This window comes from Enterobacter cloacae complex sp. IR5401 (genome assembly GCF_049238425.1).
GTDB classification, from domain to species: Bacteria; Pseudomonadota; Gammaproteobacteria; order Enterobacterales; family Enterobacteriaceae; genus Enterobacter; species Enterobacter hormaechei_C.
Window position 1 is genome coordinate 1 of the sequence record NZ_JBMKHN010000026.1, and the last position, 12,445, is coordinate 12,445.

Annotated in this window: 9 protein-coding genes; all 9 read left to right on the plus strand. The window is 52.5% G+C overall.

Going from position 1 to position 12,445, the window contains the following annotated elements; genetic code table 11:
* A partial coding sequence (locus tag ACOTX1_RS22455; RefSeq protein WP_000607214.1) for an elongation factor Tu occupies positions 1–114 on the plus strand: 114 nt, incomplete at its 5' end.
* Between the two features lie 227 nt (positions 115–341).
* On the plus strand, positions 342–725 hold the full coding sequence (secE, locus tag ACOTX1_RS22460) for a preprotein translocase subunit SecE (protein ID WP_003862342.1): 384 nt from the start codon (positions 342–344) through the stop codon (positions 723–725).
* 1 nt (position 726) lies between these two features.
* Positions 727–1,272, plus strand: coding sequence for a transcription termination/antitermination protein NusG (gene nusG, locus ACOTX1_RS22465; RefSeq protein ID WP_003862341.1), 546 nt, complete (start codon positions 727–729; stop codon positions 1,270–1,272).
* A 156-nt stretch (positions 1,273–1,428) separates the two neighbouring features.
* On the plus strand, positions 1,429–1,857 hold the full coding sequence (rplK, locus tag ACOTX1_RS22470; RefSeq protein ID WP_003862340.1) for a 50S ribosomal protein L11: 429 nt from the start codon (positions 1,429–1,431) through the stop codon (positions 1,855–1,857).
* 3 nt (positions 1,858–1,860) lie between these two features.
* Complete coding sequence (gene rplA / locus ACOTX1_RS22475; protein WP_006810530.1) at positions 1,861–2,565, plus strand: 50S ribosomal protein L1; 705 nt, start codon at positions 1,861–1,863, stop codon at positions 2,563–2,565.
* A 289-nt stretch (positions 2,566–2,854) separates the two neighbouring features.
* Positions 2,855–3,352, plus strand: coding sequence for a 50S ribosomal protein L10 (gene rplJ / locus ACOTX1_RS22480; RefSeq protein WP_003862338.1), 498 nt, complete (start codon positions 2,855–2,857; stop codon positions 3,350–3,352).
* A gap of 66 nt (positions 3,353–3,418) precedes the next feature.
* Entirely contained in the window at positions 3,419–3,784 is a 366-nt protein-coding gene (gene rplL, locus ACOTX1_RS22485) for a 50S ribosomal protein L7/L12 (RefSeq protein WP_002445276.1), read from the plus strand.
* Positions 3,785–4,103: 319 nt separating this feature from the next.
* A complete protein-coding gene (rpoB, locus tag ACOTX1_RS22490) occupies positions 4,104–8,132 on the plus strand; it encodes a DNA-directed RNA polymerase subunit beta (protein WP_008503453.1) in 4,029 nt (1,342 codons plus the stop codon).
* 76 nt (positions 8,133–8,208) lie between these two features.
* Entirely contained in the window at positions 8,209–12,432 is a 4,224-nt protein-coding gene (gene rpoC / locus ACOTX1_RS22495; protein ID WP_022650200.1) for a DNA-directed RNA polymerase subunit beta', read from the plus strand.
* Positions 12,433–12,445: the final 13 nt, after the last annotated feature.

Genomic DNA, 12,445 nt, shown 5'->3' on the forward strand with positions numbered 1-12,445 from the left:
AAGATGGTTGTGACTCTGATCCACCCAATCGCGATGGACGACGGTCTGCGTTTCGCAATCCGTGAAGGCGGCCGTACCGTTGGCGCGGGCGTTGTTGCTAAAGTTCTCGGCTAATCGCTGATAACATTTGACGCAATGCGCAATAAAAGGGCATCATTTGATGCCCTTTTTGCACGCTTTCACATCAGAACCTGGCTCATCAGTGATTAATTTTGTCATAATCATTGCTGAGACAGGCTCTGCGGAGAGCGTATAATACGAAAAGCGAATAGCATTTCGATTGGTTTGCCTCGCACTCGCGGGGTGAAAATGTTTGTAGAATACTTCTGACAGGTTGGTTTATGAGTGCGAATACCGAAGCTCAAGGGAGCGGGCGCGGCCTGGAAGCGATGAAATGGGTAGTTGTAGCCGTGCTGCTGATTGTGGCGATTGTCGGCAACTATCTTTATCGTGACATGATGCTGCCGCTACGCGCGCTTGCAGTGGTAATTCTGATTGCTGCGGCGGGTGGTGTCGCGCTGTTGACGACGAAAGGCAAAGCGACCGTTGCGTTTGCCCGCGAAGCGCGTACCGAAGTCCGCAAGGTCATTTGGCCGACTCGCCAGGAAACATTGCACACCACGCTGATTGTAGCGGCGGTAACCGCTGTAATGTCACTGATCCTGTGGGGACTGGATGGTATTCTGGTTCGCCTGGTATCCTTTATCACTGGCCTGAGGTTCTGAGATGTCTGAAGCCCCTAAAAAGCGCTGGTACGTCGTTCAGGCGTTTTCCGGTTTTGAAGGCCGCGTAGCTACGTCGCTGCGTGAGCATATCAAATTACACAATATGGAAGAGTTATTTGGCGAAGTTATGGTTCCGACCGAAGAAGTGGTTGAGATCCGTGGCGGCCAACGTCGCAAAAGCGAACGTAAATTCTTCCCGGGTTACGTGCTGGTTCAGATGGTGATGAACGACGCGAGCTGGCACCTGGTGCGCAGCGTACCACGCGTGATGGGCTTTATCGGCGGCACATCTGACCGTCCGGCGCCAATCAGCGACAAAGAAGTTGATGCGATTATGAACCGCCTCCAGCAGGTGGGTGATAAACCGCGTCCGAAAACGCTGTTTGAACCGGGTGAGATGGTTCGTGTTAACGACGGTCCGTTTGCTGACTTTAATGGCGTCGTCGAAGAAGTGGACTACGAGAAGTCCCGCCTGAAAGTTTCCGTTTCTATCTTTGGTCGTGCGACCCCGGTAGAGCTGGACTTTGCTCAGGTAGAAAAAGCCTAAGCAGCGATCAAAAAAGCGACGATTTAATCGTTGCACAGGGCGCGAGATTGGAATACAATTTCGCGCCTTTTGTTTTTATGGGTCCCGACCCGTAAAACGAATTTTATTCACGGGGAGCCTCTCCGAGGCGTTATTACCCAATCAGAGGATTTTAGAATGGCTAAGAAAGTACAAGCCTACGTCAAGCTGCAGGTTGCAGCAGGTATGGCGAACCCAAGTCCACCAGTTGGTCCAGCTCTGGGTCAGCAGGGTGTGAACATCATGGAATTCTGTAAAGCGTTCAACGCCAAAACTGAATCCATGGAGAAAGGTCTGCCAATCCCAGTTGTAATCACTGTTTACGCTGACCGTTCTTTCACTTTCGTTACCAAAACCCCTCCAGCAGCAGTTCTGCTGAAGAAAGCAGCGGGCATCAAGTCTGGTTCCGGTAAGCCGAACAAAGACAAAGTGGGTAAAATTTCCCGCGCTCAGTTGCAGGAAATCGCGCAGACCAAAGCTGCCGACATGACTGGTTCCGACATTGAAGCGATGACTCGCTCCATCGAAGGTACTGCACGTTCCATGGGCCTGGTAGTGGAGGACTAAGAAATGGCTAAACTGACCAAGCGCATGTCCGTGATCCGTGACAAAGTTGATGCGACCAAACAGTACGACATCAACGAAGCTATCGCTCTGCTGAAAGAACTGGCTACCGCTAAGTTCGTTGAAAGCGTTGACGTTGCCGTTAACCTGGGCATCGACGCTCGTAAATCTGATCAGAACGTTCGTGGCGCAACTGTACTGCCACACGGTACTGGCCGTTCCGTACGCGTAGCTGTATTTGCTCAGGGTGCAAACGCTGAAGCTGCTAAAGCTGCCGGCGCTGAACTGGTAGGTATGGAAGATCTGGCTGATCAGATCAAGAAAGGCGAAATGAACTTTGACGTTGTTATTGCTTCTCCAGATGCAATGCGCGTTGTTGGCCAGCTGGGCCAGGTTCTGGGTCCACGCGGCCTGATGCCAAACCCGAAAGTGGGTACTGTAACTCCTAACGTTGCTGAAGCAGTTAAGAACGCTAAAGCAGGTCAGGTTCGTTACCGTAACGACAAAAACGGCATCATCCACACCACCATCGGTAAAGTGGACTTTGACGCTGACAAACTGAAAGAAAACCTGGAAGCTCTGCTGGTTGCGCTGAAAAAAGCAAAACCAACTCAGGCGAAAGGCGTGTACATCAAGAAAGTTAGCATCTCCACCACCATGGGTGCAGGTGTTGCAGTTGACCAGGCTGGCCTGAGCGCTGCTGCAAACTAATGCCTTTACGTGGGCGGTGATTTTGTCTACAATCTTACCCCCACGTTTGCTAACAAAAGTTAGCGGCTAAAAGAATTGTTCGTTGGAGCCTGGCCTATCCAGGCCTCCGTCGAAGACCGCAGGTGTTTCGCAAGAAACTTAATCCCCTGCGTAGACGGTGACAGAACGCTAAGATTATTTTAAATACTCTGGCTTGTTTCTGCTCACCGTATTAAGACGCTCTTCCCGTTGGGTCGAGTGAAGTGAGTTCCGGAACATGAGTTCCGGCAAACATCCAGGAGCAAAGCTAATGGCTTTAAATCTTCAAGACAAACAAGCGATTGTTGCTGAAGTCAGCGAAGTAGCCAAAGGCGCGCTGTCTGCAGTAGTTGCGGATTCCCGTGGCGTTACTGTAGACAAAATGACTGAACTGCGTAAAGCAGGTCGTGAAGCTGGCGTATACATGCGTGTTGTTCGTAACACCCTGCTGCGTCGCGTAGTTGAAGGTACTCAGTTCGAGTGCCTGAAAGACACGTTTGTTGGTCCGACCCTGATTGCATACTCTATGGAACACCCGGGCGCTGCTGCTCGTCTGTTCAAAGAGTTCGCGAAAGCGAATGCAAAATTTGAGGTCAAAGCTGCAGCCTTTGAAGGTGAGTTGATCCCGGCATCGCAAATCGATCGCCTGGCAACCCTGCCGACCTACGAAGAAGCAATTGCACGCCTGATGGCAACCATGAAAGAAGCTGCGGCTGGCAAACTGGTTCGCACTCTGGCTGCTGTACGCGATGCGAAAGAAGCTGCTTAATCGCAGTTATCTTTATAAAGCATTTGCTTACGTATAAACTTATTCTGATTTTCAGGAACAATTTAAATGTCTATCACTAAAGATCAAATCATTGAAGCAGTAGCAGCTATGTCCGTAATGGACGTTGTAGAGCTGGTTTCTGCAATGGAAGAAAAATTCGGTGTTTCTGCTGCTGCTGCTGTAGCTGTAGCTGCGGGCCCGGCTGAAGCTGCTGAAGAAAAAACTGAATTCGACGTAATTCTGAAAGCTGCTGGCGCGAACAAAGTTGCTGTAATCAAAGCAGTACGTGGCGCAACTGGCCTGGGTCTGAAAGAAGCTAAAGACCTGGTAGAATCTGCTCCAGCTGCGCTGAAAGAAGGCGTGAGCAAAGACGACGCAGAAGCACTGAAAAAATCTCTGGAAGAAGCTGGCGCTGAAGTTGAAGTTAAATAAGCCAACTTTTCTGGTTGCAGCCTAAGCAATTAGGCTGATGGCTGGTGACTTTTTAGTCACCAGCCTTTTTGCGCTGTAAGGCATCAGCAGCATTTCACACTGTTTGACTGCTGGTTGTCCTGACAATGCTTGTTTCTATCGACGACTTAATATACTGCGACAGGGTGCTCGCTCTGTGTAAATCGCAATGAAATGGTTTAAGCGTGATAGCAACAGGTATTGCGGAAAGTATTCAATTTTCCGGTCCACAAAATGGTGTTGCACAAACTGTCCCTTCGTCGGACAGATGGGTCGACTTGTCAGCGAGCTGAGGAACCCTATGGTTTACTCCTATACCGAGAAAAAACGTATTCGTAAGGATTTTGGTAAACGTCCACAAGTTCTGGACATTCCATATCTCCTTTCTATCCAGCTTGACTCGTTCCAGAAGTTTATCGAGCAAGATCCTGAAGGGCAGTACGGCCTGGAAGCAGCCTTCCGTTCCGTGTTCCCGATTCAGAGCTACAGCGGTAATTCCGAGCTGCAGTACGTCAGCTACCGCCTTGGCGAACCGGTGTTTGACGTTCAGGAATGTCAGATCCGTGGCGTGACCTATTCCGCACCGCTGCGCGTAAAACTGCGTCTGGTGATCTACGAGCGCGAAGCGCCGGAAGGCACCGTAAAAGACATTAAAGAACAAGAAGTCTACATGGGTGAAATTCCACTCATGACGGACAACGGTACTTTCGTTATCAACGGTACTGAGCGTGTTATCGTTTCCCAGCTGCACCGTAGCCCGGGCGTCTTCTTCGACAGCGATAAAGGTAAAACGCACTCTTCCGGTAAAGTACTGTATAACGCACGCATCATTCCTTACCGTGGTTCATGGCTGGACTTCGAATTCGATCCAAAAGACAACCTGTTTGTCCGTATCGACCGTCGTCGTAAGCTGCCTGCAACCATCATTCTGCGTGCACTGAACTATACCACTGAGCAGATCCTGGACCTGTTCTTTGAGAAAGTGATCTTTGAAATCCGCGACAACAAGTTGCAGATGGAGTTGGTGCCGGAACGTCTGCGTGGTGAGACCGCGTCGTTCGACATCGAAGCCGACGGCAAAGTGTATGTGGAAAAAGGTCGCCGTATCACCGCGCGCCACATCCGCCAGCTGGAAAAAGATGATATCAAACACATCGAAGTTCCGGTTGAATACATTGCAGGAAAAGTAGCCGCGAAAGATTACGTTGATGAATCAACTGGCGAGCTGATCTGCCCGGCGAACATGGAGCTGAGCCTGGATCTGCTGGCTAAGCTGAGCCAGGCTGGCCACAAACGTATCGAAACGCTGTTCACCAACGATCTGGATCACGGTCCGTACATCTCTGAGACTGTACGCGTCGACCCAACCAACGATCGTCTGAGCGCGCTGGTCGAAATCTACCGCATGATGCGTCCTGGTGAGCCACCAACTCGCGAAGCGGCTGAAAGCCTGTTCGAGAACCTGTTCTTCTCCGAAGACCGCTACGATCTGTCCGCGGTTGGTCGTATGAAGTTCAACCGTTCTCTGCTGCGCGACGAAATCGAAGGTTCCGGTATCCTGAGCAAAGACGACATCATTGAAGTGATGAAGAAGCTCATCGATATCCGTAACGGTAAAGGCGAAGTGGACGATATCGACCACCTCGGCAACCGTCGTATCCGTTCCGTAGGCGAAATGGCGGAAAACCAGTTCCGCGTTGGCCTGGTACGTGTAGAGCGTGCGGTGAAAGAGCGTCTGTCTCTGGGCGATCTGGATACCCTGATGCCTCAGGATATGATCAACGCCAAGCCGATTTCTGCGGCAGTGAAAGAGTTCTTCGGTTCCAGCCAGCTGTCTCAGTTCATGGACCAGAACAACCCGCTGTCTGAGATCACGCACAAACGTCGTATCTCCGCACTCGGCCCAGGCGGTCTGACCCGTGAACGCGCAGGCTTTGAAGTTCGAGACGTACACCCGACTCACTACGGTCGCGTATGTCCAATCGAAACGCCTGAAGGTCCAAACATCGGTCTGATCAACTCCCTGTCCGTGTACGCACAGACGAACGAATACGGTTTCCTCGAGACCCCGTATCGTAAAGTGACCGACGGTGTTGTTACTGACGAAATTCATTACCTGTCTGCTATCGAAGAAGGCAACTACGTTATCGCTCAGGCGAACTCCAACCTGGATGACGAAGGCCACTTTGTAGAAGATCTGGTTACCTGCCGTAGCAAAGGCGAATCCAGCTTGTTCAGCCGCGACCAGGTTGACTACATGGACGTATCCACTCAGCAGGTGGTATCCGTCGGTGCGTCCCTGATCCCGTTCCTGGAACACGATGACGCCAACCGTGCATTGATGGGTGCGAACATGCAACGTCAGGCCGTTCCAACTCTGCGTGCTGACAAGCCGCTGGTTGGTACCGGTATGGAACGTGCTGTTGCCGTTGACTCCGGTGTTACAGCAGTTGCTAAGCGTGGCGGTACCGTTCAGTACGTTGACGCATCCCGTATCGTTATCAAAGTTAACGAAGACGAGATGTATCCGGGCGAAGCGGGTATCGACATCTACAACCTGACCAAATACACCCGCTCTAACCAGAACACCTGTATCAACCAGATGCCATGTGTGTCTCTGGGTGAGCCAGTTGAGCGCGGCGACGTGCTGGCAGATGGTCCGTCCACCGACCTCGGTGAACTGGCGCTCGGTCAGAACATGCGCGTAGCGTTCATGCCGTGGAACGGTTACAACTTCGAAGACTCCATCCTCGTCTCAGAGCGTGTGGTTCAGGAAGATCGTTTCACCACCATCCACATTCAGGAACTGGCATGTGTGTCCCGTGACACCAAGCTGGGGCCAGAAGAGATCACTGCCGACATCCCTAACGTGGGTGAAGCTGCGCTCTCCAAACTGGATGAATCCGGTATTGTTTACATCGGTGCGGAAGTCACCGGCGGTGATATTCTGGTAGGTAAGGTGACGCCGAAAGGTGAAACCCAGCTGACGCCAGAAGAGAAACTGCTGCGTGCTATCTTCGGTGAGAAAGCGTCTGACGTTAAAGACTCTTCTCTGCGCGTACCAAACGGTGTTTCCGGTACGGTTATCGACGTTCAGGTCTTCACTCGTGATGGCGTTGAGAAAGATAAGCGTGCGCTGGAAATCGAAGAGATGCAGCTCAAACAGGCTAAGAAAGACCTGTCTGAAGAACTGCAAATCCTCGAAGCAGGTCTGTTCAGCCGTATCTATGCGGTGCTGGTTGCCGGTGGCGTTGAAGCTGAGAAGCTCGACAAACTGCCACGCGATCGCTGGCTGGAACTGGGCCTGACCGACGAAGAGAAACAGAATCAGCTGGAACAACTGGCTGAGCAGTATGACGAACTGAAACACGAGTTCGAGAAAAAACTCGAAGCGAAACGCCGTAAAATCACTCAGGGCGACGATCTGGCACCAGGCGTGCTGAAGATTGTTAAGGTGTATCTGGCTGTTAAACGTCAGATCCAGCCTGGTGATAAGATGGCAGGTCGTCACGGTAACAAGGGTGTTATCTCTAAGATCAACCCGATCGAAGATATGCCGCACGATGCTAACGGTACGCCGGTAGATATCGTACTGAACCCACTGGGCGTACCGTCTCGTATGAACATCGGTCAGATTCTGGAAACCCACCTGGGTATGGCTGCGAAAGGTATCGGCGATAAGATCAACGCCATGCTGAAACAGCAGCAGGAAGTCGCGAAACTGCGCGAGTTCATCCAGCGTGCCTATGATCTGGGTACCGACGTTCGTCAGAAAGTCGACCTGAACACCTTCAGCGATGAAGAAGTGCTGCGTCTGGCAGAGAACCTGCGCAAAGGTATGCCAATTGCAACGCCGGTATTCGACGGTGCAAAAGAAGCTGAAATTAAAGAGCTGCTGCAACTGGGTGGTCTGCCAACGTCTGGTCAGATTACGCTGTTTGACGGCCGTACCGGTGAACAGTTCGAGCGTCCGGTAACCGTAGGTTACATGTACATGCTGAAACTGAACCACCTGGTCGACGACAAGATGCACGCTCGTTCTACCGGTTCTTACAGCCTGGTTACTCAGCAGCCGCTGGGTGGTAAGGCTCAGTTCGGTGGTCAGCGCTTCGGGGAGATGGAAGTGTGGGCGCTGGAAGCATACGGCGCAGCATACACCTTGCAGGAAATGCTCACCGTTAAGTCTGATGACGTGAACGGTCGTACTAAGATGTATAAAAACATCGTAGACGGCAACCATCAGATGGAGCCGGGCATGCCAGAATCCTTCAACGTACTGTTGAAAGAGATTCGTTCGCTGGGTATCAACATCGAACTGGAAGACGAGTAATTCTCGCTCAAACAGGTCACTGCTGTCGGGTTAACGCCCGACAGCAGAGTGTGCTAACTCCGACGGGAGCAAATCCGTGAAAGACTTATTAAAGTTTCTGAAAGCGCAAACTAAAACCGAAGAGTTTGATGCGATCAAAATTGCTCTGGCTTCGCCAGACATGATCCGTTCATGGTCTTTCGGTGAAGTTAAAAAGCCGGAAACCATTAACTACCGTACGTTCAAACCTGAGCGTGACGGCCTTTTCTGTGCGCGTATTTTCGGGCCAGTAAAAGATTACGAGTGCCTGTGCGGTAAGTACAAGCGCCTGAAACACCGTGGTGTGATCTGTGAGAAGTGTGGCGTTGAAGTGACCCAGACCAAAGTACGCCGTGAGCGTATGGGCCACATCGAGCTGGCGTCTCCAACCGCTCACATCTGGTTCCTGAAATCTCTGCCGTCCCGTATCGGCCTGCTGCTGGATATGCCGCTGCGCGATATCGAACGTGTTCTGTACTTCGAATCTTATGTGGTTATCGAAGGCGGGATGACCAATCTGGAACGTAACCAGATCCTGACCGAAGAACAGTATCTGGACGCGCTGGAAGAGTTCGGTGACGAATTCGACGCGAAGATGGGTGCGGAAGCTATCCAGGCCCTGCTGAAGAGCATGGATCTGGAGCAAGAGTGTGAAACTCTGCGCGAAGAGCTGAACGAAACCAACTCCGAGACCAAGCGTAAAAAGCTGACCAAGCGTATCAAACTGCTGGAAGCGTTCGTTCAGTCTGGTAACAAACCAGAGTGGATGATCCTGACCGTTCTGCCGGTTCTGCCGCCAGATCTGCGTCCGCTGGTTCCGCTGGATGGTGGTCGTTTCGCAACGTCAGATCTGAACGATCTGTATCGTCGCGTGATCAACCGTAACAACCGTCTGAAACGTCTGCTGGATCTGGCTGCGCCGGACATCATCGTACGCAACGAAAAACGTATGCTGCAGGAAGCGGTAGATGCCCTGCTGGATAACGGTCGTCGCGGTCGTGCGATCACCGGTTCTAACAAACGTCCTCTGAAATCTTTGGCCGACATGATCAAAGGTAAACAGGGTCGTTTCCGTCAGAACCTGCTCGGTAAGCGTGTTGACTACTCCGGTCGTTCTGTAATCACCGTAGGTCCATACCTGCGTCTGCATCAGTGCGGTCTGCCGAAGAAAATGGCACTGGAGCTGTTCAAACCGTTCATCTACGGCAAGCTGGAGCTGCGTGGCCTGGCCACCACCATCAAAGCCGCGAAGAAAATGGTTGAGCGTGAAGAAGCTGTCGTTTGGGATATCCTGGACGAAGTGATCCGCGAACACCCGGTACTGCTGAACCGTGCACCAACTCTGCACCGTCTGGGTATCCAGGCCTTTGAGCCGGTACTGATCGAAGGTAAAGCTATCCAGCTGCACCCGCTGGTTTGTGCGGCCTATAACGCCGACTTCGATGGTGACCAGATGGCTGTTCACGTACCGCTGACGCTGGAAGCCCAGCTCGAAGCGCGTGCGCTGATGATGTCTACCAACAACATCCTGTCTCCAGCGAACGGTGAACCTATCATCGTTCCTTCTCAGGACGTTGTACTGGGTCTGTACTACATGACCCGTGACTGTGTTAACGCCAAAGGCGAAGGCATGGTGCTGACTGGCCCGAAAGAAGCTGAGCGTATTTATCGCGCTGGCCTGGCCTCTCTGCATGCGCGCGTTAAAGTGCGTATCACCGAATACGAAAAAGATGAAAACGGCGAATTCGTTGCGCACACCAGCCTGAAAGACACGACCGTTGGCCGTGCCATTCTGTGGATGATCGTACCGAAAGGTCTGCCTTTCTCCATCGTCAACCAGGCGCTGGGCAAGAAAGCGATCTCCAAAATGCTGAACACCTGTTACCGCATTCTGGGTCTGAAGCCGACCGTTATCTTCGCTGACCAGACAATGTACACCGGCTTTGCTTATGCAGCGCGTTCAGGTGCATCTGTTGGTATCGATGACATGGTCATCCCAGAGAAGAAACACGAGATCATCTCTGAAGCGGAAGCTGAAGTTGCTGAGATCCAGGAGCAGTTCCAGTCTGGTCTGGTAACCGCAGGCGAACGCTATAACAAAGTTATCGATATCTGGGCAGCGGCGAACGATCGTGTATCCAAAGCGATGATGGACAACCTGCAAACCGAAACCGTGATTAACCGTGACGGCGTAGAAGAGCAGCAGGTCTCCTTCAACAGCATCTACATGATGGCCGACTCCGGTGCGCGTGGTTCTGCGGCACAGATTCGTCAGCTGGCAGGTATGCGTGGTCTGATGGCGAAGCCAGATGGCTCCATCATCGAAACGCCAATCACCGCGAACTTCCGTGAAGGTCTGAACGTACTCCAGTACTTCATCTCCACGCACGGTGCGCGTAAAGGTCTGGCGGATACCGCACTTAAAACGGCGAACTCCGGTTATCTGACGCGTCGTCTGGTTGACGTTGCGCAGGATCTGGTCGTCACCGAAGACGATTGTGGCACCCTCGAAGGTATCACCATGACCCCGGTTATCGAGGGTGGTGATGTTAAAGAGCCGCTGCGCGATCGCGTACTGGGTCGTGTGACTGCGGAAGACATTCTGAAGCCGGGCACCGCAGACATTCTGGTTCCACGCAACACCCTGCTGCACGAACAGTGGTGTGACCTGCTGGAAGCGAACTCTGTTGACTCCGTGAAAGTGCGTTCCGTTGTATCCTGTGACACCGACTTTGGTGTGTGTGCGCACTGCTACGGTCGTGACCTGGCGCGTGGCCACATCATCAACAAAGGTGAGGCTATCGGCGTTATCGCGGCACAGTCCATCGGTGAGCCGGGTACACAGCTGACGATGCGTACGTTCCACATCGGTGGTGCGGCATCTCGTGCGGCTGCTGAATCCAGCATCCAGGTGAAAAACAAAGGTAGCATCAAGCTCAGCAACGCGAAGTCGGTTGTGAACTCCAGCGGTAAACTGGTTATCACTTCCCGTAATACCGAGCTGAAGCTGATCGACGAATTCGGTCGTACCAAAGAGAGCTATAAAGTGCCTTACGGTGCGGTTATGGCGAAAGGTGATGGCGAGCAGGTTGCTGGCGGTGAAACCGTTGCAAACTGGGATCCACACACCATGCCGGTAATCACCGAAGTAAGTGGTTTCATCCGCTTTACTGACATGATCGACGGCCAGACCATTACTCGTCAGACCGACGAGCTGACCGGTCTGTCTTCTCTGGTGGTTCTGGATTCTGCTGAACGTACTACCGGTGGTAAAGATCTGCGTCCTGCACTGAAAATCGTTGATGCGCAGGGTAACGACGTTCTGATTCCTGGTACCGATATGCCTGCGCAGTACTTCCTGCCGGGTAAAGCGATTGTACAGCTGGAAGATGGCGTACAGATCAGCTCTGGTGATACCCTGGCGCGTATTCCTCAGGAATCCGGCGGTACCAAGGACATCACCGGTGGTCTGCCACGCGTTGCGGACCTGTTCGAAGCACGTCGTCCGAAAGAGCCTGCAATCCTGGCTGAAATCAGCGGTATCATCTCCTTCGGTAAAGAGACCAAAGGTAAGCGCCGTCTGGTTATTACGCCTGTAGATGGCAGCGAGCCGTACGAAGAGATGATTCCTAAGTGGCGTCAGCTCAACGTGTTCGAAGGTGAACGCGTAGAACGTGGTGACGTGGTTTCCGACGGTCCAGAAGCGCCGCACGACATCCTGCGTCTGCGTGGTGTGCATGCTGTTACCCGTTACATTGTTAACGAAGTACAGGACGTATACCGTCTGCAAGGCGTTAAGATTAACGATAAACACATTGAAGTTATCGTTCGTCAGATGCTGCGTAAAGCGACCATCGAAAACGCAGGCAGCTCCGACTTCCTGGAAGGCGAGCAGGTTGAATACTCACGCGTTAAGATCGCTAACCGCGATCTGGAAGCGAACGGCAAAATTGGCGCGACCTTCTCGCGCGATCTGCTGGGTATCACCAAAGCGTCTCTGGCAACCGAGTCCTTCATCTCTGCTGCATCGTTCCAGGAAACCACGCGTGTCCTGACCGAAGCGGCTGTTGCAGGTAAACGTGATGAACTGCGCGGTCTGAAAGAGAACGTTATCGTGGGTCGTCTGATCCCGGCCGGTACCGGTTATGCGTACCACCAGGATCGTATGCGTCGTCGCGCAGCGGGCGAACTGCCAGCTGCACCGCAGGTGACTGCCGAAGATGCATCCGCGAGCCTGGCAGAACTGCTGAACGCAGGTCTGGGCGGTTCCGACAACGAGTAATCGTTGATGCCGT

What these genes read in the sequence shown, in the direction of transcription:
- secE (WP_003862342.1), top strand. Translation starts at nt 342, where the DNA reads ATGAGTGCGAATACCGAAGCTCAAGGGAGCGGGCGCGGCCTGGAAGCG.
- rplK (WP_003862340.1), top strand. Translation starts at nt 1,429, where the DNA reads ATGGCTAAGAAAGTACAAGCCTACGTCAAGCTGCAGGTTGCAGCAGGT.
- rplJ (WP_003862338.1), top strand. Translation starts at nt 2,855, where the DNA reads ATGGCTTTAAATCTTCAAGACAAACAAGCGATTGTTGCTGAAGTCAGC.
- rplL (WP_002445276.1), top strand. Translation starts at nt 3,419, where the DNA reads ATGTCTATCACTAAAGATCAAATCATTGAAGCAGTAGCAGCTATGTCC.
- nusG (WP_003862341.1), top strand. Translation starts at nt 727, where the DNA reads ATGTCTGAAGCCCCTAAAAAGCGCTGGTACGTCGTTCAGGCGTTTTCC.
- rplA (WP_006810530.1), top strand. Translation starts at nt 1,861, where the DNA reads ATGGCTAAACTGACCAAGCGCATGTCCGTGATCCGTGACAAAGTTGAT.
- rpoB (WP_008503453.1), top strand. Translation starts at nt 4,104, where the DNA reads ATGGTTTACTCCTATACCGAGAAAAAACGTATTCGTAAGGATTTTGGT.